The organism is Pseudomonas alkylphenolica, from assembly GCF_016009175.1.
GTDB classification, from domain to species: domain Bacteria; phylum Pseudomonadota; class Gammaproteobacteria; order Pseudomonadales; family Pseudomonadaceae; genus Aquipseudomonas; species Aquipseudomonas alkylphenolica_B.
In genome coordinates, this window is record NZ_JADUCM010000030.1 from 42,505 (window position 1) to 63,563 (window position 21,059).

Here is a 21,059-nt window from a genome sequence, read left to right on the forward strand (position 1 = left end):
GGAATTTTCATGGACACCAAACTGCTCGATATCCTGGCCTGCCCGATCACCAAAGGCCCACTCAAACTCAGTGCCGACAAGACTGAGCTGATCAGCAAAGGCGCTGGCCTGGCCTATCCGATTCGCGACGGTATCCCGGTCATGCTGGAAAGCGAGGCCCGTACCCTGACTGATGAAGAGCGTCTGGATAAATGAGCCTGACCTTTACCGTGGTGATTCCGGCACGCCTGGCGTCCACCCGGCTGCCGGGCAAGCCGTTACTGCCTATCGCCGGCAAGCCGATGATCCAGCTTGTCTGGGAACAGGCCCGTAAAAGCAGCGCCAGCCGTGTGGTGATTGCCACCGATGACGCCGGTATCTACCAGGCCTGCGAGGCCTTCGGTGCTGAAGTGCTGATGACCCGCGCAGACCATGACTCGGGTACCGACCGTCTGGCTGAAGTGGCGGTCAAGCTCGGTCTTGCCGCCGACGCGATCGTGGTCAATGTCCAGGGCGACGAGCCGCTGATTCCGCCGGTCATCATTGACCAGGTCGCGGCCAACCTGGCCGCCCACCCTGAAGCGGGCATCGCTACCCTGGCCGAGCCGATCCACGACGTGACGGCGGTGTTCAATCCCAATGCGGTCAAGGTGGTCAGCGACTGTAACGGCCTGGCATTGACCTTCAGCCGTGCACCGCTGCCCTGGGCACGCGATGCATTTGCCCACAGCCAGGACCGCCTGCCTGACGGCGTGCCTTATCGTCGTCATATCGGCATGTACGCGTACCGTGCAGGTTTTCTTCAGGATTTCGTGGGTTGGGGGCCGTGCTGGCTGGAGCGCACCGAATCGCTTGAGCAGCTGCGTGCACTCTGGCACGGCGTGCGTATCCATGTCGCTGATGCCATCGAGGCGCCGCCTGTGGGCGTTGATACGCCGCAAGACCTGGAGCGCGTTCGGCGCATTCTGGAGGCTTGATGCGGGTTCTGTTTGTATGCCTGGGTAACATCTGCCGCTCACCTACCGCTGAGGGCGTGCTGCGCCATCAGCTTGAGGCCGAAGGCCTGGGTGAGCAGATCGAAGTGGCCTCGGCCGGCACCGGTGACTGGCATGTCGGCAAGCAGCCAGACAGCCGCACTCGCCGTGCTGCGCAATTGCGCGGTTATGACCTGTCGCAGCAACGCGCGCAACAGGTCAAGGCCGGTCACTTCAATGACTACGACCTGATCCTGGCGATGGACAAGAGCAACCTTGGTCATCTGCGGGCTCTGCAGCCTGCCGGGGCAAAAGCCGAGCTTGACCTGTTTCTGCGCCGTTACCAGGGCGCACTGGACGAAGTGCCGGATCCTTACTACGGCGGTGAGCAGGGTTTCGAGCAGGTGCTTGACCTGATCGAAGCGGCCTGCCGGCAATTGGTCATCGAACTCAAGGGTCGTCTATGAGCGGTCAGTGGCAGGAGCAGGTATCGCTCAAGCCGTACAACACCTTTGGCATTGATGTCGCGGCGCGGTATTTCACCGATGTGCACAATGATGTCGAAGTGCGCCAGGCACTGGCCGACGCCAAGCACCGGCAAGTACCGGTGCTGGTCATCGGCGGTGGCAGCAATCTGCTGTTGACCGCGGATGTACAGGCACTGGTGATGCGCATGGCCAGTCGTGGTGTGCGCATTCTGGCGGATGACGGCCAGCGGGTGATTGTTGAAGCCGAGGCGGGCGAGCCCTGGCATCCTTTTGTCCAGTGGAGCCTGGCCCAGGGCCTGGCGGGCCTGGAAAACCTCAGCCTGATTCCCGGTACCGTCGGCGCTGCGCCGATGCAGAACATCGGTGCCTACGGGGTCGAGATAAAGGATGTGTTTGCCGGGCTGACTGCGCTGGATCGCCAGACCGGTGAGCTGCGTGAGTTCACCCTCGAGGAATGCCAGTTCGCCTACCGCGACAGTGTGTTCAAGCAGCACCCCGGGCGCTGGTTGATCCTGCGCGTGCGTTTTGCCTTGAGCCACGTCATGCAGGCGCACCTGGACTACGGGCCAGTGCGTCAGCGCCTGAGCGAGCAGGGCATTGGTCAACCGACGGCGCAGAATGTCAGTGATGCGATTTGCAGCATTCGTCGCGAGAAACTGCCGGATCCGGTCGAGCTGGGTAACGCCGGGAGCTTCTTCAAGAACCCGGTGGTCGCTGCAGTGCTGGCCGACAGGATTCGTCTGCAGTATCCGGGGTTGGTGGCTTATCCACAGGCCGATGGTCAGGTGAAGCTGGCTGCGGGCTGGCTAATCGAGCAGGCGGGCTGGAAAGGGCATCGCGAAGGCGATGCCGGTGTGCACCGTTTGCAGTCATTGGTGCTGGTGAATTATGGCCAGGCCAGCGGTCTGCAGTTGCATCAGCTGGCGCAGAAAATCCAGGCTGACATTCTTGAGCGCTTTGATGTCAGGCTGGAGATGGAGCCGAATCTGTACTGAGGCAGGGTGTGTAGGAGCGAGCGGGCGGCGCTCCGACTTGCCCGCGAAGAACGATAACGCGGTGTAGCAGGTGCACCGCGGCGCCTGGTTCGCCGGCAAGCCTGGCTCCTACAGATCACAGTGCCGACCGTTGTTACTGTTCCGGCATAAAAAAAGCCCCGCCAGTTACCTGGCGGGGCTTTTTATTGCCTGGAATGTCAGACGAGCGGCTTTTGCTCTTCTTCCGATTCCACGGCTTCAGCGCTTACTGCGGCAGCCGCTGCAGCAGCTGCTTCGGCTTCACGCTTACGACGACGCACTTCACGCGGGTCGTTAGGCGCGCGACCGTTCGGCAGCATGACAGCCGGAGCTGGCTCTACAACCGGCTCGGCAGCAGGGGCCTGCTCGACGATAGCCGGTGCAGCTTCGACGACCTTGGCGGCCTCGGCTTCAACGACAGGTGCCTGAACGGCTTCCGGCTCGCGAGGTGCTTCAACAACAGGCTCGGCGATCACGACGGCTTCAGCTGGTGCTTCGACAGGCGCTTCTGCTACGGGCTGAGGTGCCACTTCGGCAACCGGCTCGATGCTCGGTTCAATCACGGCTACAGGTTCGACGACAGGCTGTTCGACCACAGGGGCGATTGCCACTTCTTCGACAGCTGCAGGCGCTGGGGTTTCGACTGCAACAGTCTCGACCACGGTGGTTTCAGTTACTTCGGTAACGGCCGGTGCTTCGACTACTTCAGCAGCCTGAGCAACAACGACTTCAGTCGCTTCCTGAGCGGCTACCGGGGCAGCTTCTTCAACGGCAGCGGTAGCGCGTTGAGCCTGAACGTTGGCTTGAGCTTCGGCTTCAGCGCTGATGTTGCTGGTCGCCACCGCAGCGGTAACGGCCAGGCCGGCTGCCAGTTCGGCGGCCGACGGCTCGGCGCCATCTTCTGCACCGTCTTCAGAACCTTCAACGACATCACCGTTGGCATCACGCTGACGCTCGCGGCGGTTGCTGCGACGACGCTGACCACGGGAGCGGCGGCGTGGGCGTTCGCCCTCTGCACCTTCCTGGTTATCGTCCTGCAGCAGCTCTTCGTTCGGCAGTTGCTCTTCTGCAGCTTCTGCAGCTACTTCGGCTGCAGGGCGAGGCTGACGCTCTTCGCGTGGCGCACGTGGCTGACGCTCTTCACGTGGGGCGCGTTCTTCACGCGGCGCACGCTCTTCGCGCGGTGCACGTTCTTCACGTGGGGCGCGCTCTTCACGCGGTGCACGCTCTTCGCGTGGCTGACGTTCTTCGCGTGGGGCACGCTCAGGACGCTCTTCACGCACGGCCGGGGCAGCGGCATCCAGTGGTTCGCGCAGTTCACGCACCGGACGCTCTTCGCGGGTGGCGCGACGGTCTTCACGTGGCGCACGCGGCTGACGCTCTTCACGCGGCTGACGTGGCGCGCGCTCTTCGCGGGCCTGGGTCTCTTCGCGAGCTTCGCGTGGCTGACGCTCTTCACGCGGGGCACGCTCTTCGCGTGGCTTGCGCTCTTCATCGCGACGGCCATTGCGGTTGCGGCTCTGCTGACGACCGTTGCGGCGCTCTTCGTTGCGCTGCGAACGCTCGGTGGCTGGCTTCTCGGCAACCACCGGGGCGGCTGCAGGTTCTTCCTTGCCGGCGAACAGGCTGACCAGCGACTTCACCAGGCCTTTGAACAGGCTTGGCTCAGGTGCGACGTGCACCGGGGCGGCCGGCTGCTCGGGTGCGGTCGGCACCGGGGCGTTGGCGCGAGCCGGAGCAGTCTTGACCGCGGCTTCCTGGCGAACCAGGGTGCGGGTGGCGGCAGTCGGCTGGACTTCTTCGGTCTCGGCGGCAGCGATTTCGTAGCTGGACGGGCCGCGCAGGGCTTCCGGGCTGTCGTCGCGCAGGCGCTGGACTTCGAAATGCGGGGTTTCCAGGTGGTCGTTCGGCAGAATGACGATACGGGCCCGGGTACGCAGTTCGATCTTGGTGATCGAGTTGCGCTTTTCGTTGAGCAGGAACGCGGCCACCGGGATCGGCACCTGGGCGCGAACTTCGGCGGTGCGGTCCTTCAGGGCTTCTTCTTCGATCAGGCGCAGGATCGCCAGCGACAGGGACTCGACGTCACGAATGATGCCGGTGCCGCTGCAGCGTGGGCAAACGATGCCGCTGCTTTCACCCAGGGAAGGGCGCAGGCGCTGACGGGACATTTCCAGCAGGCCGAAGCGCGAGATGCGACCGACCTGGACGCGGGCACGGTCGGCTTCCAGGCACTCGCGTACCTTTTCTTCGACAGCGCGCTGGTTCTTGGCCGGGGTCATGTCGATGAAGTCGATGACGATCAGGCCGCCGATGTCACGCAGACGCAGTTGGCGGGCGATTTCCTCAGCCGCTTCCAGGTTGGTCTGCAGGGCGGTTTCCTCGATGTCGCTGCCTTTGGTGGCGCGCGCCGAGTTGATGTCGATGGACACCAGGGCTTCAGTCGGGTCGATGACGATCGAGCCGCCGGACGGCAGGTCGACCACGCGCTGGAAGGCGGTTTCGATCTGGCTTTCGATCTGGAAACGGTTGAACAGCGGAACGCTGTCTTCATACAGCTTGATCTTGCTGGCGTACTGCGGCATCACCTGGCGGATGAAGGTCAGGGCTTCTTCCTGGGCGTCGATGCTGTCGATCAGCACTTCGCCGATGTCCTGGCGCAGGTAGTCGCGGATCGCGCGGATGATGACGTTGCTTTCCTGGTAGATCAGGAAAGGCGCGGCGCGGTCCTGGGAGGCTTCTTTGATCGCGGTCCAGAGTTGCAGCAGGTAATCCAGGTCCCACTGCATTTCTTCACTGCTGCGGCCTAGGCCGGCAGTGCGCACGATCAGGCCCATGTCGGCAGGTGCAACCAGGCCGTTCAGGGCTTCGCGCAGTTCGTTGCGCTCTTCGCCTTCGATGCGGCGGGAAATACCACCGGCACGGGGGTTGTTCGGCATCAGGACCAGGTAACGACCGGCCAGGCTGATGAAGGTGGTCAGGGCGGCGCCCTTGTTGCCACGCTCTTCTTTCTCGACCTGGACGATGACTTCCTGGCCTTCGCTGAGCACTTCCTTGATGTTCACCCGGCCTTCCGGGGACTTCTTGAAGTATTCGCGGGAAATTTCTTTCAGCGGCAGAAAGCCGTGACGTTCGGAGCCGAAGTCGACGAAGGCGGCTTCGAGGCTGGGTTCGATCCGGGTGATCCGGCCTTTGTAGATGTTGGCCTTCTTCTGCTCGCGCGCACCGGACTCGATGTCCAGGTCGTAGAGACGTTGGCCGTCTACCAGAGCTACACGCAACTCTTCGGGTTGAGTCGCGTTAATCAGCATTCTTTTCATGTAATACCGTCGGTTTCCGGGCTGCCGGAAACGGCGTTCGGCACACACGACTTCTCACGGTCGGTGTCAGGTGCGCAAGGGGTGGCGGGCCACCCCCGTGTCCAGCGACATTCGAGCCAGACTGGTAACCCAGTACTGCCGAAGTCGCGACGACGCGTCCTGCTTGCTGTGGTGTCAAATGCACTCAGTCAGGAGGAGGAATCAGCCTTCGGCCGTGGACGCCCCAGGGGCATCTTGATCAAGACCGGGTCCGGTCGCCTGGCCAAAAGGCCTGTGGACTGGACGCAGTACTACACGGTCCGACGGTTGTGCATCTCCACCCTACACGTATCCCTGATAATTCGGGTGCTGCCGCGCGCTGAATCCGCAACGGGTTGCATTTATCGCCAGCTCCAATACGGGAGCCCGCGCCTTTTATGTCCAAGGCTGGTATTTCCGAAGCCTTCGCCTGACTGCGTGAAATTGACGGCACTGACAGAGTGGGCATCGAAAAAAAACGTGGGGGAGGGCAAAACACCGCTCTTGTAGTTTTTTATCGGTCTTCTCTGCACGGCGCTGGTGGCGATTCCAGGCATTTCTGTAAACTGGCAAAAGCCCCGTCGGACGGCCTCGCGTCCTCGAGATTTGCGTCGGTCAGGGCCGGCTAGAAGCCGTGATTCCGCTGGCCAGCCGCTTTTGGCGGCGTTCGCGACTATAGCAGCAATCATTAAGTGCTTCAAATCCATAAAAAATTGTTATGATTGGCAAATGACGACTAATGCCCCTCCGACCTCCGGCGTCCAGCTGATCGAGGTCGCGCCGGAACTTGCCGGCCAACGAATCGATAATTTCCTCATCACTGCACTCAAGGGTGTTCCCAAGACCTTGATTTACCGGATTTTGCGTAAAGGCGAAGTGCGGGTGAACAAGGGGCGGATCAAGCCCGAATACAAATTGCAGGCGGGTGACATCGTGCGCGTGCCGCCCGTTCGTCTGCCGGAACGCGATGAACCTGTGCCAGTGGCCCAGGGTTTGCTTCAGCGGCTTGAGGCCGCCATCGTCTACGAAGACAAGGCCTTGATCGTACTGAACAAACCGGCCGGCATCGCCGTGCACGGCGGCAGCGGCCTGAATTTCGGTGTGATCGAGGCCTTTCGTCAGATGCGTCCGGATGCCAAGGAGCTGGAGCTGGTCCATCGCCTGGACCGTGACACCTCCGGGCTGCTGATGATCGCGAAAAAACGCAGCATGCTGCGCCACCTGCACGCTGCCTTGCGCGGTGATGGTGTCGACAAGCGCTACATGGCGCTGGTGCGTGGCCACTGGGCGACCGCCAAGAAGCAGGTCAATGCGCCGTTGCTCAAGAGCAACCTGCGCTCCGGCGAGCGCATGGTCGAAGTCAATGATGAAGGCAAGGAGGCGCTGACGATCTTCCGTGTACTGCGCCGCTTTGGCGAGTTCGCCACCATTGTCGAGGCGCGCCCGATTACCGGTCGTACCCACCAGATTCGTGTACATGCCTTGCATGCCGGACATTGCATTGCCGGCGACAGCAAGTACGGCGATGAGGATTTCACCCGTGAAATTCGCGATCTCGGCGGCAAGCGCTTGTTCCTGCATGCCTACGCCCTGACTGTGCCGTTGCCTGACGGTGGCGAGCTCAAGCTTGAGGCGCCGGTCGACGAAATGTGGGCCAAAACCGTGGAGCGCTTGAGTGCGTCGTGATTACGATCTGCTGATTTTCGATTGGGATGGCACCCTCGCCGATTCCATCGGGCGCATTGTCGAAGCCATGCGCCTGGCTGCCGGGCGCGCCGGCCATGCGGTCAGTGATGACGAGGCGGTCAAGGGTATAATTGGCCTGGCGTTGTCCGAGGCGATCGCCACGCTGTATCCACACCTGGATGCCGAGCAAGTGGCGGTGTTCCGTCAGCACTATGCTGATGTGTACATGGCGCTGGATGAGCAGCCATCACCCTTGTTCGATAGCGTGGTGGAGTCGCTTGAGGCGTTTCGTGCCCAGGGCTATCGTCTGGCAGTGGCCACTGGCAAAGCGCGTCGTGGTCTGGATCGCGTATTGCGGGCCAATGGCTGGGAGGATTATTTCGATATCACCCGGGCTGCCGATGAAAGTCGCGGCAAGCCGCATCCGCAGATGCTTGAAGAGATCCTTGCGCATTGCCAGGTAGCGCCTGAGCGTGCGTTGATGGTGGGTGACTCGTCGTTCGATTTGGTGATGGCCAGCAATGCAGGCATGCACTCGGTCGCTGTCGGTTACGGGGCGATGTCGCTGCAAGCGTTGAGCGCGTTCGGGCCGCAGGTCTGTATCGAGCATTTTTCACATTTGCAGGCGTGGCTGAATCGCTCGCCTGTGATTCCAGGGTAGGTGAGCATGGCTGACGAGTGGAAGGCGCCCAGCGCCGACGAAAGTGAAGGCAACGAAGAGCGCAAAAGCTGGAAGTTGCTGGAAAAGACCTTGCTGGCGGGTGTGCAGGAGCAGCGTCGTGCGCGGCGTTGGGGGATTTTCTTCAAGCTGCTGACCTTTGCGTACCTGTTTGGCATTCTCGCGCTGTTCAGCCCGTTGATGAGCATGGACAAGGCGGCGTCTCGCAGCGTCAGTCACACCGCGGTGGTCGAAGTGCGCGGGATGATTGCCGATCAGGAGCCGGCCAGTGCCGACAACATCATCAGTGGCTTGCGCGACGCTTTCAAAGACTCGAAAACCAAGGCGGTGATCCTGCGCATCAACAGCCCGGGTGGCAGTCCGGTGCAATCGGGTTACATCTACGATGAAATTCGCCGCCTGCGCGCGGAATATCCGGCCATCAAGCTGTACGCCGTGATCAGCGATCTCGGAGCTTCCGGCGCCTATTACATCGCCAGTGCCGCAGACCAGATCTATGCCGACAAGGCGAGCCTGGTCGGCTCGATCGGTGTGACCGCGGCCGGTTATGGCTTTGTCGGTACCATGGAGAAGCTGGGTGTCGAGCGCCGTACCTACACGGCGGGCGAGCACAAGGCGTTCCTGGACCCGTTCCAGCCGCAAAAGCCTGAAGAGACCGCGTTCTGGCAGGGTGTGCTGGAGACCACGCACAAGCAGTTCATTGCCAGCGTCAAGCAGGGACGTGGTGAGCGCCTCAAAGACAAAGAGCACCCTGAGCTGTTCAGTGGTTTGATCTGGTCGGGCGAGCAGGCATTGGCGCTGGGCCTGGTGGATGGCCTGGGCAGTGCAGGCTACGTGGCACGTGAGGTGGTGGGTGAGAAGGAACTGGTGGACTTTACCGTTGAAGAGTCGCCGTTCGATCGCTTCTCCAAGCGTCTGGGTACCAGCATTGCCGAGCGCATGGCAATGTGGATGGGCTTTCAGGGGCCATCGCTGCGCTGAAGGTTCTGTCAGCTAATAAACCGGCCCGTCGAGGCCGGTTTTTTTATGGGTCAGGGCAGGTCAACGCCTTCGGCCAGCAGCATGTCGATCAGGCGGATCAGCGGCAGGCCGACCAGGCTGGTGGCATCGACGCCGTGGGTGCTCTGGAACAGGCTCACGCCGAGGCCTTCGGCTTTGAAGCTGCCGGCGCAATCGTAAGGCGTTTCGGTGCGCAGGTAGCGCTGGATGCGCGCCAAGTCCAGCTCGCGCATGTTGACCGTGAAGGGGATGCAGTCGACCTGGCAGTGGCCGGTCTGGCTGTTGAGCAGGGCGACGCCGGTGAGAAAGGTGACGTGATTGCCGCTGGCGGCCAGCAATTGCTCGCAGGCGCGTTCAAAGGTGTGTGGCTTGCCGAGGATCTGCTCGCCCAGCACGGCCACCTGGTCGGAGCCGATGATCAGGTGCGCGGGGTGGCTGCCCGCCAGGGCCTGGGCTTTCTCGCGGGCCAGGCGTTTGACCAGGTCAAGGGCAGGCTCTTCGGGCAGGCGCTGTTCGTCGATATCGGGGGAGGCCCAGCTGAAAGGAAGGCGCAAGCGCTCAAGCAATTCGCGCCGGTAAGGCGAGCTGGAAGCCAGTAATAAAGGCAGCATGATAAACTCCTGGGCAGGTGAAACGATTCTAACATGCTGAACGGAGCCGAATTTCCTTTGACAGGGGCGGGGGTCATCCCTAGAATGCTGCGCCTATGTTGAATGACCCGATTCCACCTCACGTTGACCCGCGCAAATTGGCCGATCGTGGTGTTTCTCTCGAAGGAACGCTGCAACTCGCCGATTTGGAGAGACTCTGCGACCCGCTTTCCGACACTGTCGGTACGGTGCAGGCTAAATTCGATTTTGAGCGAGACGAGCAGAAGGCTGTGGTTATCCACACCGACCTGAGCGTCGAGGTCAAGATGGTTTGCCAGCGTTGTCTTGAGCTGGTCACCCTGCCGATCCATAGCGAATGTACATACGCTGTGGTGAAGGAGGGTGCGAATACCCAGTCGTTGCCGAAAGGTTATGACGTGCTGGAACTGGGCGAAGATCCTTTGGATCTGCAGGCCTTGGTCGAGGAGGAGCTTTTGCTCGCCCTGCCCATCGTGCCTGCTCATCATCCGGAAGAATGCCAGCAGCCGGCGGGCGCCGATGAGCCCGAACCGAGCAAGGACGAGGTAACACGGTCCAACCCGTTCAGTGTATTGGCGCAGTTAAAGCGTGACCCAAACGTTTAGGAGTTAATCAATTATGGCTGTTCAGCAGAACAAAAAATCCCGCTCTGCCCGTGACATGCGCCGTTCGCACGACGCCCTCTCGGAAAACGCTCTGTCCGTAGAGAAAACCACCGGTGAAGTACACCTGCGTCACCACGTATCGCCAGAAGGCGTATACCGTGGTCGTAAAGTGATCGACAAGGGCGCTGACGAGTAATCCTTGTCCGCTCAGATCATCGCGATTGACGCAATGGGCGGGGACTTCGGTCCCCGCAGCATTGTTCAGGCAAGTATTGCTTGCCTATCGGCTACTCCCTCGCTGCACCTGACCCTCGTCGGTCAACCCTCCCTCCTTGAAGATCTCATCGCTGGCCAGTCGGCAGCGGATCGCGCGCGCCTGCAGATTGTTGCGGCAAGCGAAGTGATCGGCATGGACGAGCGGCCGTCCCAGGCATTGCGCGGCAAGCCCGATTCGTCAATGCGCGTGGCGCTCGAACTATTGCGTGATGGCAAGGTTCAGGCCTGCGTGAGCGCTGGCAACACCGGGGCGCTGATGGCGCTGTCGCGCTATGTATTGAAAACCTTGCCCGGTATCGATCGCCCGGCAATGGTTGCGGCCATTCCCACGCAGGCCGGCTATTGCCAGTTGCTTGACCTGGGGGCGAACGTCGACTGCAGTGCAGAAAACCTCTTCCAGTTTGCCGTGATGGGCTCGGTGGCCGCTCAGGCCTTGGGGATTTCCCGGCCACGCGTGGCGCTGCTGAATGTCGGTACCGAAGACATCAAGGGTAACCAGCAGGTCAAGCTGGCGGCCAGTCTGCTGCAAAATGCACGTGGCCTTAACTACATCGGTTTTGTCGAGGGCGATGGCTTGTACCGCGGCGAGGCGGATGTGGTGGTGTGCGACGGTTTTGTCGGCAACATCCTGCTCAAATCCAGCGAAGGGCTGGCGACCATGATCGGCGCGCGCATCGAGGCGCTGTTCAAGGGTGGCGTGGCGGCGCGCCTGGCCGGTGCCATGGCCATGCCGCTGCTCAAGCGCCTGCAGGCAGATCTTGCGCCGGCACGGCATAACGGTGCGAGTTTCCTCGGCCTGCAGGGGATCGTTATCAAGAGCCATGGTTCTGCGGGTGTGCAGGGTTTTCAGAGCGCCATCCAGCGCGCTTTGATCGAAATCCAGGAGAACCTGCCGGAGCGCCTGCACGGGCGACTGGAAGACTTGTTGCTTTAGGCATATCGGCGAGGAAGTGGTTAAATGTGACCGCTTGGTCCGCGTTATCATCCAAGTCTTCAGTTTCTTGTGCTCAGCCAGGTGCTGGGCGCTTCATTTCCGACGACAAGATCATTAGGGGCTTGTTCAATGTCTGCATCCCTCGCATTCGTCTTTCCCGGTCAAGGTTCGCAGTCCCTCGGCATGCTCGCCGAGCTGGGCGCCCAGTATCCGCTGGTCATTGATACCTTCAAGGAAGCCTCCGATGCCCTGGGCTATGACCTCTGGGCGCTGACCCAGCAGGGGCCGGAAGAGCAACTCAATCAAACCGACAAAACCCAGCCGGCCATCCTTACCGCCTCGATCGCCTTGTGGCGTCTGTGGCTGGCAGAGGGCGGTGCGCGTCCGGCGTTCGTTTCCGGTCACAGCTTGGGCGAGTACAGCGCACTGGTTGCCGCTGGCAGCCTGAGCCTGAGTGACGCCGTCAAGCTGGTAAAGCGCCGTGGCGAACTCATGCAGGAAGCGGTGCCGGCCGGGCAGGGCGCCATGGCGGCGATCCTCGGCCTGGACGATGCTGAAGTCGTGCGTATCTGCGCCGAATCGGCTCAGGGCGAAGTCGTCAGCGCCGTAAACTTCAACTCGCCGGGTCAGGTCGTGATCGCCGGTGCCAAGGCAGCCGTCGAGCGTGCCATGGAAGCCTGCAAGGCGGCCGGTGCCAAGCGCGCACTGCCGCTGCCGGTCAGTGTGCCATCGCACTGCGAGCTGATGCGTCCTGCCGCCGAGCGCTTTGCCGAGTCGGTCAATGCCATCGACTGGCAAGCCCCGCAGATCCCGCTGGTGCAAAACGTCAGCGCAGCTGTTGCTGCCGACCTCGACACCCTCAAGCGCGACCTGCTCGAGCAGCTGTACAAGCCGGTTCGCTGGGTTGAATGCGTACAGACCCTGGCCGCCAATGGTCCGGTCAATCTGGTCGAGTGCGGCCCGGGCAAGGTCCTGGCGGGCCTGAACAAGCGTTGCGCCGAAGGCGTCACCACCTACAACCTCAACACCCCAGATGCTTTCGCCGCCACCCGCGCGGCGCTGGCCTGATTTAGGAGAAGCTTGCATGAGCCTGCAAGGTAAAGTTGCACTGGTTACCGGCGCCAGCCGTGGTATCGGCCAGGCCATCGCCCTGGAACTGGGCCGTCTGGGCGCTACCGTGATCGGTACGGCGACCTCCGCCTCCGGCGCCGAGCGTATCGCTGCCACCCTCAAGGAGCACGGCATCACCGGTACCGGCCTTGAGCTGAACGTGACCAGCGACGAGTCGGTGAGCGCGACCCTGGCTGCGATCCAGGAGCAATTCGGTGCGCCGACCATTCTGGTCAACAACGCCGGTATCACCCGTGACAACCTGATGATGCGCATGAAGGATGATGAGTGGTTCGATGTCATCGATACCAACCTCAACAGCCTCTACCGTCTGTCCAAGGGTGTGTTGCGCGGCATGACCAAGGCACGCTGGGGTCGTATCATCAGCATCGGTTCGGTAGTGGGTGCCATGGGTAACGCCGGGCAGGTCAACTACGCAGCAGCCAAGGCGGGCCTCGAAGGTTTCAGCCGTGCCCTGGCGCGTGAAGTAGGCTCCCGTGCAATCACCGTGAACTCGGTGACCCCGGGCTTTATCGACACCGACATGACCCGCGAACTGCCTGAAGCTCAGCGCGAAGCGCTGCAGACCCAGATCCCGCTGGGGCGTCTGGGTCAGGCTCAGGAGATCGCCAATGTGGTGGCTTTCCTGGCCTCTGAAGGTGCGGGTTATGTGACTGGGGCAACGATTCCGGTCAACGGCGGCATGTATATGTAAATCTAATGTGACGGATTGCTTCAAAAAAATGTCATACGAGCTGTCTAAAATCCGTTATAAAGCTGCAACCAGATTCTAGTCGGTTGGCAGGTGTGGTCTGGCGAGGCGTGTTGCGCTTGAAAAGCAGACGTCTTTCTATACACTTACACACCGGCCAGCCGCCTGACATATGTCCATTAGGAGTGAAAACAAGGTATGAGCACCATCGAAGAACGCGTCAAGAAAATCGTCGCCGAGCAACTGGGCGTTAAAGAAGAAGAAGTAGTGAACACTGCTTCCTTCGTCGAAGATCTGGGTGCCGATTCCCTTGACACCGTTGAGCTGGTGATGGCTCTGGAAGAGGAATTCGAGACCGAAATCCCTGACGAAGAAGCCGAGAAGATCACTACTGTTCAAGCTGCTATCGACTACGTCACCAGCCACCAGGCCTAAGACGTTGTAGTCGTCGCTTCTTGTCATGGAAAAACCGCACTGCCTTAACTGGCGTGCGGTTTTTTCTTTACAAGACATGTAGTCAATGTGAATAAGGAGAGTGCTGTGTCGCGTAGACGCGTCGTGGTCACCGGTATGGGTATGCTGTCGCCACTGGGTACGGATGTACCGAGCAGTTGGCAGGGCATTCTGGCTGGCCGCAGTGGCATAGGTCTGATTGAACATACGGACCTGTCTGCCTACTCCACCCGTTTTGGCGGCTCGGTAAAGGGCTTCGAGGTTGAGCAGTACCTGTCGGTCAAGGAAGCCCGCAAGCTCGATCTGTTCATTCAGTACGGCCTGGCAGCCGGTTTTCAGGCAGTGCGCAACGCTGGCCTGGAAGTAACCGACGCCAACCGCGAGCGCATCGGCGTTGCCATGGGCTCGGGTATCGGTGGCCTGACCAATATCGAAGAAACCAGCCGGACTTTGCACGAGCAAGGCCCGCGGCGCATTTCGCCGTTCTTCGTGCCGGGTTCGATCATCAACATGATTTCCGGTTTCCTGTCGATCCACCTGGGTGTACAGGGACCTAACTACGCCATCGCCACGGCTTGCACCACCGGTACCCACTGTATCGGTATGGCGGCACGCAACATTGCCTTTGGCGAAGCCGACGTAATGATCGCCGGCGGTGCAGAAATGGCGGCCTGCGGTCTGGGCATGGGCGGCTTCGGCGCTTCGCGCGCGCTGTCGACCCGCAACGACGACCCGACCCGGGCCAGCCGTCCGTGGGACAAGGGCCGTGACGGTTTTGTGCTGTCCGACGGTGCCGGTGCACTGGTGCTCGAAGAGCTTGAGCATGCCAAGGCCCGTGGTGCGACCATCTATGCCGAGCTGGTAGGTTTTGGCATGAGCGGCGATGCGTACCACATGACCTCGCCACCTGAAGACGGTAGCGGTGCGGCGCGCTGCATGGTCAATGCCCTGCGTGACGCGCGTTTGAACCCCGACCAGGTCAACTACATCAACGCGCACGGCACCTCGACGCCTGCTGGCGACCTGGCCGAAGCCTCGGCGATCAAGTCGGTGTTCGGTGAGCATGCCTACACGCTGGCAGTCAGTTCGACCAAGTCGATGACCGGCCATCTGCTGGGCGCCGCCGGTGCAGTCGAAGCGATCTTCAGCGTGCTGTCGATCAATGGCCAGGTAGCACCGCCGACCATCAACCTCGATGAACCGGACACCGGTTGCGACCTGGACTTTGTGCCGCATGAGGCGCGCAACATGCCGATCGACGTCGTGTTGTCCAACTCCTTCGGCTTTGGCGGCACCAACGGCTCGCTGGTGTTCCGCCGGTTCGCCGACTGATGCACGGCTGGATCGATGGCGTGCCGGCCGATGCAGTGAACCTGCAGAGCCGTGCACTGGCCTACGGCGACGGTCTGTTCGAGACCATCGCGGTCAGGGCTGGCAAGCCATCGCTGCTTGAGTATCACCTTGATCGCCTGGCGCTGGGCTGCCAACGCCTGGCGATCGACGCCGACCTGTTGCTGGTTCGCGATGAGGTGTGCCGTTACGCCAGTGCGCTGGGTGGCGGCGTACTCAAGCTGATACTGGTCCGTGGTGACAGCCAGCGCGGTTATGCGCCTGCGACTGGCGTGGCACCACGGCGTATCCTCCAGGGCAGTCCCTTGCCCGCGTACCCTGCAGCGCATGCTGAGCAGGGCGTTCGTCTTTTTCCCTGTACCACGCGCCTGGCGGAACAACCGCTGCTGGCCGGCCTCAAGCACCTCAATCGTCTTGAGCAAGTGCTGGCGCGCGCCGAGTGGCAGGATGCCGAGCATGCCGAAGGATTGATGCGCGATGTTTCCGGTCGCATCATCGAAGGGGTGTACAGCAATCTGTTTATGGTGCACGGCAATGAGCTGCTGACAGCCGACCTCAGCCGCTGTGGCGTGGCCGGCGTCATGCGTGCAGCGCTCATCGAGCAGGCTGCACGGGACGGGATTGCGCTGCGCATTACCGATCTGACCCCGCAGGACCTGGAGCAGGCCGATGAAGTGTTCGTCTGCAACAGCGTCTACGGTGTCTGGCCGGTGCGTGCTTTTGCATCGCTGAACTGGCCGCCGGGTCCACTCACCCGTAAACTGCAGGCCATTGCCCGTACGTTACTGGATGCCTGATTTGTGAGACGTAAATTATTGGTGCTGCTGGAGACCGGATTGATTCTGGCAGGCCTGCTGCTGGGCTTTTCGGCCTGGAAGGTGAAGTCGGCACTGGAGCAGCCCCTGCACATCAGTCAGGAACAACTGCTCGACGTGCCCACCGGCACCAACCCCAATCGCATGTTCTACCGCATGGAAAACCAGGGGTTGCTGGACGATGCCTTCTGGCTGCGGCTTTACTGGCGCTTCAACATGGCCGGCGTGCCGTTGCACACCGGCGAATACCGCATGACCCCGGGTATGACCGTGCACGACCTGTTCGAGGTCTGGCGTCGTGGCGATGTGGTGCAGTACAGCCTGACGCTGGTCGAAGGCTGGAACTTCCGCCAGGTGCGCTCGGCGTTGGCCAAGCATGAAAAAATCAAACAGACCCTCGACGGCCTCAGCGATGCCGAGGTGATGGACAAACTCGGGCATCCCGGGGTGTTCCCAGAGGGTCGCTTTTTCCCCGACACCTACCGTTTCGTGCGGGGCATGACCGATGTCGAGTTCCTCCAGCAAGCCTATGCCCGCCTTGAAGAAGTGCTCGCCAAGGAATGGGCCGAGCGCCCGACCGACCTGCCGTACCGCGACCCGTACCAGGCGCTGATCATGGCCTCGCTGGTCGAGAAGGAAACCGGGGTGCCGCAGGAGCGTGGCCTGATCGCCGGGGTGTTCGTGCGCCGCATGCGTATCGGCATGCTGTTGCAAACCGACCCGACCGTCATCTATGGCATGGGCGAGCGCTACAACGGCAAGATCACCCGCGCCGACTTGCGTGAGCCCACGCCCTACAACACCTACACCAACGCCGGCCTGCCGCCGACGCCGATTGCCATGGTCGGCCGTGAAGCCATTCATGCCGCGTTGAATCCAACCCCGGGCAGCAGCCTGTACTTTGTCGCCCGGGGTGACGGCAGCCATGTGTTCTCCGATGACCTGGATGCGCACAATTCGGCTGTTCGTGAGTACCAGATCAAGCGCCGCGCCGACTATCGTTCGAGCCCGGCCCCTGCGGTTGCCCCTGAAGTCGAGGGTGAGTCGCAGGCCCCGCAAGCCCCTGAGGCCGATCCTGAACCGGTTCCCGAATCGTCGGCACCGGCCAGCGACGCCTCTTCGCAATGATCAAACTGTAAGGACTGCCTGTGAGCGGCTTGTTTATTACCCTGGAAGGTCCCGAAGGCGCGGGCAAGAGCACCAACCGCGAGTACCTCGCCGAGCATCTGCGCGCCGCGGGCGTGGACGTGGTGCTGACCCGCGAGCCGGGTGGTACGCCATTGGCAGAGCGGATTCGCGAGCTGCTGTTGGCACCGAGCGATGAGGCCATGGATGCCGACACCGAGCTGCTGCTGGTGTTCGCAGCCCGTGCCCAGCACCTGGCGCAGGTCATTCGTCCGGCCCTGGCGCGCGGTGCGGTGGTGCTGTGTGATCGCTTTACCGATGCCACCTATGCCTATCAGGGCGGTGGTCGCGGCCTGTCGGTGTCGCGTATTGCCACCCTTGAGCAGTTCGTTCAGGGCGAATTGCGTCCTGACCTGACGCTGGTATTCGATCTGCCGGTGGAAGTCGGCCTGTCCAGGGCAGCGGCCCGTGGTCGGCTGGACCGCTTCGAGCAGGAAGGCCAGGTCTTCTTCGAAGCCGTGCGAGACGCCTACCTGGCGCGAGCCAAGGCGGCCCCGCAGCAATACCGGCTGATCGACGCTTCGCAATCGCTGGTGCAGGTGCAGCAGTCGCTGGACGCCTTGCTGCCGCAGATCCTGGAGCGTTGCCGTGGCTGAGGCCTATCCTTGGCAGCAGGCCTTGTGGCAGCAGCTGGCAGGTCGTACCCAGCATGCCCATGCCTACTTGCTGCATGGCCCTCAGGGTATCGGCAAGCGCGCGCTGGCCGAACGCCTGATGGCCCTGTTGCTCTGCCAGCGGCCGGTCAACCTGAACGCGTGCGGGCAGTGCAAGTCATGCCTGTTGCTGGCCGCCGGCAGTCACCCGGATAACTATGTGCTCGAACCGGAGGAGGCTGACAAGCCGATCAAGGTCGATCAGGTTCGCGACCTCGTGTCCTTCGTGGTCCAGACCGCACAGCTGGGTGGTCGCAAGGTGGTGTTGATCGAGCCGGTGGAGGCAATGAATATCAATGCTGCCAACGCCTTGCTCAAGAGTCTGGAAGAGCCTTCCGGTGACACTGTCCTGCTGCTGGTCAGTCATCAGTCGAGCCGATTGCTGCCGACCATCAAGAGCCGGTGTGTACAGCAGGCCTGCCCGTTGCCGAGTACCGGGCAAAGCCAGGCATGGTTGAGTCAGGCATTGCCTGAGTGCGATGAGCAGGAGCGCCTTGATCTGCTCACCCTGGCGGCTGGTTCGCCGTTGGCTGCCGTGTCCCTGCATGCTCAGGGGGTGCGTGAACAGCGCGCGCTGGTGGTCGACGGGGTGAAGAAGCTGCTCAAGCAGCAAGCCTCCCCCAGCCAGTTGGCAGAAGCCTGGAATGCTGTGCCCTTGCTGCAGCTGTTCGATTGGTTCTGCGACTGGTCCAACCTCATCCTGCGCTATCAGTTGACCGAGGACGAAGAAGGTTTAGGCTTGAGCGATATGCGCAAGGTCGTGCAGTACCTGGCGCAGAAGAGTGCGCAGGGCAAGGTGCTGGAGATTCAGGACTGGATCCTTGCCCATCGCCAGAAGGTGCTGGCCAAGGCCAACCTCAATCGCGTGCTGTTGCTCGAAGCGTTGCTGGCGTCCTGGGCGATGTTGCCTGGCCAGCGTTGAGCCGAGCTGTCCCTTACTTTCATTTCAGTGTTGTCATGTGCCCATGCTTGTAGATTCCCATTGCCACCTCGACCGTCTCGATCTCTCCGCCCACCAGGGTTCGCTGGATGCGGCGCTGGATGCCGCACGTGCGCGCGGTGTCGGCCACTTCCTGTGCATCGGCGTCAGCGCCGACAACGCCAAGGCCGTCAAAGACCTGAGCGAGCGCTACAGCGATGTCGACTGTTCGGTGGGTATCCATCCGCTGGACCTCACCCCCGATGGTGCGCCGCCGCTGGAGTGGCTGCTCAAGGAGCTGGCGCATCCGCATGTGGTGGCAATCGGTGAAACCGGCCTGGACTATCACTACGAGCCGGAAGCCGCCGAGGTTCAACAGGACTCTTTCCGCTTGCACCTGCAAGCGGCGAAAGTCACCGGCAAGCCGGTCATCATTCATACCCGGGCAGCGCGCGCCGACACCCTGGCGCTGCTGCGCGAGGCTGACCTGGCGCAGGCCGGCGTGCTGCACTGCTTTACCGAAGACTGGGAGATGGCCAAGGCCGCGCTGGACCTGGGTTACTACATTTCGTTGTCCGGCATCGTTACCTTCCGCAATGCCGACGCCTTGCGCGATGTCGCCCGGCAGGTGCCGGCCGAGCGCTTGCTGGTGGAGACGGATTCGCCGTACCTTGCGCCGATTCCGTACCGCGGCAAGCCGAACCTGCCGCAATACGTGCGCGAAGTGGCGGAGTTTGTCGCGATGGTACGGGGTGAGCGCTACGAGCAACTGGCCGAGCAAACCACGGCGAACTTCAAGCGCCTGTTCCCGCTGGCACGGCTTTTCGCGGGTAAACCCGCTCCCACAGGATCGGTGTGATTTTTGTCCCTGAGGGGCTGAATGGCGGGCAAAAAAAACCCGGGTTCTGGGGGGTGAATCCGGGTTAAGACCATTAGGAGTAAAACAAAGGTACGCGGTCCATGGGCACCTTTATCGGCGCGCCACTTGGGGGGATGCGCCGCGCCAACACCTGAAGTATTGGTCAGGATTGGCGGGCTGCCAGCGGTGGTTGCTCGTTTTTTAAACAGATTTGGAATACAGCCGCCGCTGCTGAGCACTCATCGCTCTGCTATCTGCCGCACCACTGCCAGAGTTTCGTCGATAACCTGCCTGGATGTGTAGAAATGCGGGGAAAACCGCACACCAGGGCCGCGAGTAATGCAAACCACCTGTTGCTGTTTCAGCAGGTGATGAGCGCGAGCATTGTCCACCCCGGCAATGCTGAACGACACAATGCCGGAACGGCGCCCTGGGTCTTGCGGGCTGTGCAGTTGTACGCCCGCAATGGCCTTCAGCCCGTCGTACAGCCACTGCACCCGCTCGGCCAGCAGTGCCGACACCTGTTCCATCCCTACCTCTTCCAGTAGCGACAGGCTGGCGTCCAGGGCTGCCGCACCCAGCATGTTCGGGCTGCCGCATTCAAAACGCCGGGCGCTGTGGGCCGGTTCCCATTCGGTGCGGGTGTAATCACCCATGTGTTCAAGCATGTGCCAGCCGTATTCGCTGAGCTTCAGGCGTGGGCGTACCTCGGCGCGGCAATAGAACACACCGAGCCCCTCCGGGCCGAGCATCCATTTGTGCCCGTCGGCCATGGCGAAATCGCATTGATAGGCTTGCACGTCAAAGGGCAGGGCGCCCAGTTGCTGGATGGCATCGATACAGAACAGCACATTGCGCTCCCGACAGCCTTGGCCAAGCCGGGGCAGGTCCAGGCGCAGGCCACTGGCGAACTGTACGGCACTGACCGCCAGCAGGCGTACCTGCGGCCCGCAGGCGGCCAGCAGGTCGGCTTCCGGGTCGGTGCCCTTGAGGCTGACCTGGCGCACTTCGACACCCCGGTCGGCCAGCGCTTCCCAGACGATCCGGTTGGATGGGAACTCCTCATCGCTGATGACGATCTGGTCGCCGGCCTGCCAGTCGAGCCCGAAGGCAACGAACGACAACGCCTCCGAGGTGTTCTTGACCAGGGCGATGTCGTCTGTCGAGGGTGCATTGATCAGGCGCATCAGGCGTTCGCGCAGGCGCTGCTCCATGGCCATCCATGCTGGATAGTCGCGGGCGCCAAGCCAAACGTTTTCCTCTGCAAAGCGGGCGACGGCTTTACTGGCGCGTCTGGGCCAAGGGGCGACGGCGGCATGGTTCAGGTAGCGAAGGCCTGGCGCTTGTTCAAACTCATCAAGAAACATAGACATGGTCGGATGATCCGTGCATTTTGGCGCAAG

At 61.7% G+C, this 21,059-nt stretch carries 22 protein-coding genes; 19 read left to right on the forward strand and 3 right to left on the reverse strand.

Going from position 1 to position 21,059, the window contains the following annotated elements; translation table 11 throughout:
- Window positions 1–9 precede the first annotated feature (9 nt).
- The 4 genes from I5S59_RS21200 to murB are packed head-to-tail and all read left to right on the forward strand — an operon-like array spanning window position 10 to window position 2,436.
- A complete protein-coding gene (locus I5S59_RS21200; RefSeq protein WP_011532874.1) occupies window positions 10–195 on the forward strand; it encodes a Trm112 family protein in 186 nt (61 codons plus the stop codon).
- On the forward strand, window positions 192–956 hold the full coding sequence (gene kdsB, locus I5S59_RS21205) for a 3-deoxy-manno-octulosonate cytidylyltransferase (protein WP_197878333.1): 765 nt from the start codon (window positions 192–194) through the stop codon (window positions 954–956). Before I5S59_RS21200 ends, kdsB begins: the two co-directional genes overlap by 4 nt.
- Window positions 956–1,420 carry a low molecular weight protein-tyrosine-phosphatase gene (locus tag I5S59_RS21210; RefSeq protein ID WP_197878334.1) on the forward strand — a complete coding sequence of 155 codons (465 nt, stop codon included), beginning with the start codon at window positions 956–958 and terminating at the stop codon, window positions 1,418–1,420. Before kdsB ends, I5S59_RS21210 begins: the two co-directional genes overlap by 1 nt.
- A complete protein-coding gene (gene murB, locus I5S59_RS21215) occupies window positions 1,417–2,436 on the forward strand; it encodes a UDP-N-acetylmuramate dehydrogenase (protein ID WP_197878335.1) in 1,020 nt (339 codons plus the stop codon). The genes I5S59_RS21210 and murB overlap by 4 nt, the downstream gene beginning before the upstream one ends.
- 197 nt (window positions 2,437–2,633) lie before the next feature.
- Here the strand turns inward: murB and rne are convergent, their stop codons facing one another.
- Entirely contained in the window at window positions 2,634–5,774 is a 3,141-nt protein-coding gene (gene rne, locus I5S59_RS21220) for a ribonuclease E (protein ID WP_197878336.1), read from the reverse strand.
- 747 nt (window positions 5,775–6,521) lie between these two features.
- Here rne and rluC point away from each other — a divergent pair.
- Genes rluC through I5S59_RS21235 form a run of 3 tightly spaced genes read left to right on the forward strand, consistent with a single transcriptional unit; the run spans window position 6,522 to window position 9,138 of the window.
- Entirely contained in the window at window positions 6,522–7,478 is a 957-nt protein-coding gene (gene rluC, locus I5S59_RS21225) for a 23S rRNA pseudouridine(955/2504/2580) synthase RluC (protein WP_128326008.1), read from the forward strand.
- Complete coding sequence (locus I5S59_RS21230; protein WP_197878337.1) at window positions 7,468–8,139, forward strand: HAD family hydrolase; 672 nt, start codon at window positions 7,468–7,470, stop codon at window positions 8,137–8,139. The genes rluC and I5S59_RS21230 overlap by 11 nt, the downstream gene beginning before the upstream one ends.
- 6 nt (window positions 8,140–8,145) lie before the next feature.
- Window positions 8,146–9,138: a S49 family peptidase gene (locus I5S59_RS21235; RefSeq protein WP_197878338.1), complete on the forward strand. Its 993-nt coding sequence runs from the start codon at window positions 8,146–8,148 to the stop codon at window positions 9,136–9,138.
- A gap of 50 nt (window positions 9,139–9,188) precedes the next feature.
- Here I5S59_RS21235 and I5S59_RS21240 read toward each other — a convergent pair whose 3' ends face one another.
- Window positions 9,189–9,767 carry a Maf family protein gene (locus I5S59_RS21240; protein ID WP_197878339.1) on the reverse strand — a complete coding sequence of 193 codons (579 nt, stop codon included), beginning with the start codon at window positions 9,765–9,767 and terminating at the stop codon, window positions 9,189–9,191.
- Between the two features lie 95 nt (window positions 9,768–9,862).
- Here I5S59_RS21240 and I5S59_RS21245 point away from each other — a divergent pair, with 95 nt between their 5' ends.
- The 12 genes from I5S59_RS21245 (at window position 9,863) to I5S59_RS21300 (ending at window position 19,656) form a co-directional block, all read left to right on the forward strand.
- Entirely contained in the window at window positions 9,863–10,390 is a 528-nt protein-coding gene (locus tag I5S59_RS21245; RefSeq protein WP_010223220.1) for a YceD family protein, read from the forward strand.
- Window positions 10,391–10,403: 13 nt separating this feature from the next.
- A complete protein-coding gene (gene rpmF, locus I5S59_RS21250) occupies window positions 10,404–10,586 on the forward strand; it encodes a 50S ribosomal protein L32 (protein ID WP_010223221.1) in 183 nt (60 codons plus the stop codon).
- 3 nt (window positions 10,587–10,589) lie between these two features.
- Window positions 10,590–11,600 (forward strand): phosphate acyltransferase PlsX, encoded by a 1,011-nt coding sequence (gene plsX, locus I5S59_RS21255; RefSeq protein ID WP_197878340.1) that lies wholly within the window; start codon window positions 10,590–10,592, stop codon window positions 11,598–11,600.
- 129 nt (window positions 11,601–11,729) lie between these two features.
- Window positions 11,730–12,668 carry an ACP S-malonyltransferase gene (gene fabD, locus I5S59_RS21260; protein ID WP_197878341.1) on the forward strand — a complete coding sequence of 313 codons (939 nt, stop codon included), beginning with the start codon at window positions 11,730–11,732 and terminating at the stop codon, window positions 12,666–12,668.
- 16 nt (window positions 12,669–12,684) lie between these two features.
- On the forward strand, window positions 12,685–13,425 hold the full coding sequence (fabG, locus tag I5S59_RS21265) for a 3-oxoacyl-ACP reductase FabG (RefSeq protein WP_197878342.1): 741 nt from the start codon (window positions 12,685–12,687) through the stop codon (window positions 13,423–13,425).
- Window positions 13,426–13,620: 195 nt separating this feature from the next.
- Entirely contained in the window at window positions 13,621–13,857 is a 237-nt protein-coding gene (acpP, locus tag I5S59_RS21270) for an acyl carrier protein (protein WP_003175607.1), read from the forward strand.
- A 105-nt stretch (window positions 13,858–13,962) separates the two neighbouring features.
- Window positions 13,963–15,207 (forward strand): beta-ketoacyl-ACP synthase II, encoded by a 1,245-nt coding sequence (gene fabF / locus I5S59_RS21275; protein WP_197878343.1) that lies wholly within the window; start codon window positions 13,963–13,965, stop codon window positions 15,205–15,207.
- A complete protein-coding gene (pabC, locus tag I5S59_RS21280) occupies window positions 15,207–16,022 on the forward strand; it encodes an aminodeoxychorismate lyase (RefSeq protein ID WP_197878344.1) in 816 nt (271 codons plus the stop codon). Before fabF ends, pabC begins: the two co-directional genes overlap by 1 nt.
- A 3-nt stretch (window positions 16,023–16,025) precedes the next feature.
- The gene (gene mltG / locus I5S59_RS21285) at window positions 16,026–17,168 is read left to right on the forward strand and encodes an endolytic transglycosylase MltG (protein ID WP_197878345.1); all 1,143 of its coding nucleotides are present in this window, start codon (window positions 16,026–16,028) and stop codon (window positions 17,166–17,168) included.
- 20 nt (window positions 17,169–17,188) lie between these two features.
- The gene (tmk, locus tag I5S59_RS21290; RefSeq protein ID WP_197878346.1) at window positions 17,189–17,821 is read left to right on the forward strand and encodes a dTMP kinase; all 633 of its coding nucleotides are present in this window, start codon (window positions 17,189–17,191) and stop codon (window positions 17,819–17,821) included.
- A complete protein-coding gene (locus I5S59_RS21295) occupies window positions 17,814–18,800 on the forward strand; it encodes a DNA polymerase III subunit delta' (protein WP_197878347.1) in 987 nt (328 codons plus the stop codon). Before tmk ends, I5S59_RS21295 begins: the two co-directional genes overlap by 8 nt.
- A 43-nt stretch (window positions 18,801–18,843) precedes the next feature.
- The gene (locus I5S59_RS21300; RefSeq protein WP_197878348.1) at window positions 18,844–19,656 is read left to right on the forward strand and encodes a TatD family hydrolase; all 813 of its coding nucleotides are present in this window, start codon (window positions 18,844–18,846) and stop codon (window positions 19,654–19,656) included.
- 239 nt (window positions 19,657–19,895) lie between these two features.
- Here I5S59_RS21300 and I5S59_RS21305 read toward each other — a convergent pair whose 3' ends face one another.
- The gene (locus I5S59_RS21305) at window positions 19,896–21,029 is read right to left on the reverse strand and encodes an aminotransferase class V-fold PLP-dependent enzyme (protein WP_197878349.1); all 1,134 of its coding nucleotides are present in this window, start codon (window positions 21,027–21,029) and stop codon (window positions 19,896–19,898) included.
- Window positions 21,030–21,059 lie beyond the last annotated feature (30 nt).

Excerpts from the sequence above, each read along its gene's own strand:
- I5S59_RS21300 (WP_197878348.1), top strand. The coding sequence starts at position 18,844 with ATGCTTGTAGATTCCCATTGCCACCTCGACCGTCTCGATCTCTCCGCC.
- I5S59_RS21305 (WP_197878349.1), bottom strand. The coding sequence starts at position 21,029 with ATGTCTATGTTTCTTGATGAGTTTGAACAAGCGCCAGGCCTTCGCTAC.
- I5S59_RS21210 (WP_197878334.1), top strand. The coding sequence starts at position 956 with ATGCGGGTTCTGTTTGTATGCCTGGGTAACATCTGCCGCTCACCTACC.
- fabD (WP_197878341.1), top strand. The coding sequence starts at position 11,730 with ATGTCTGCATCCCTCGCATTCGTCTTTCCCGGTCAAGGTTCGCAGTCC.
- fabG (WP_197878342.1), top strand. The coding sequence starts at position 12,685 with ATGAGCCTGCAAGGTAAAGTTGCACTGGTTACCGGCGCCAGCCGTGGT.
- I5S59_RS21245 (WP_010223220.1), top strand. The coding sequence starts at position 9,863 with ATGTTGAATGACCCGATTCCACCTCACGTTGACCCGCGCAAATTGGCC.
- I5S59_RS21240 (WP_197878339.1), bottom strand. The coding sequence starts at position 9,767 with ATGCTGCCTTTATTACTGGCTTCCAGCTCGCCTTACCGGCGCGAATTG.
- kdsB (WP_197878333.1), top strand. The coding sequence starts at position 192 with ATGAGCCTGACCTTTACCGTGGTGATTCCGGCACGCCTGGCGTCCACC.
- rne (WP_197878336.1), bottom strand. The coding sequence starts at position 5,774 with ATGAAAAGAATGCTGATTAACGCGACTCAACCCGAAGAGTTGCGTGTA.
- rpmF (WP_010223221.1), top strand. The coding sequence starts at position 10,404 with ATGGCTGTTCAGCAGAACAAAAAATCCCGCTCTGCCCGTGACATGCGC.
- acpP (WP_003175607.1), top strand. The coding sequence starts at position 13,621 with ATGAGCACCATCGAAGAACGCGTCAAGAAAATCGTCGCCGAGCAACTG.
- murB (WP_197878335.1), top strand. The coding sequence starts at position 1,417 with ATGAGCGGTCAGTGGCAGGAGCAGGTATCGCTCAAGCCGTACAACACC.
- rluC (WP_128326008.1), top strand. The coding sequence starts at position 6,522 with ATGACGACTAATGCCCCTCCGACCTCCGGCGTCCAGCTGATCGAGGTC.
- I5S59_RS21200 (WP_011532874.1), top strand. The coding sequence starts at position 10 with ATGGACACCAAACTGCTCGATATCCTGGCCTGCCCGATCACCAAAGGC.
- I5S59_RS21235 (WP_197878338.1), top strand. The coding sequence starts at position 8,146 with ATGGCTGACGAGTGGAAGGCGCCCAGCGCCGACGAAAGTGAAGGCAAC.
- pabC (WP_197878344.1), top strand. The coding sequence starts at position 15,207 with ATGCACGGCTGGATCGATGGCGTGCCGGCCGATGCAGTGAACCTGCAG.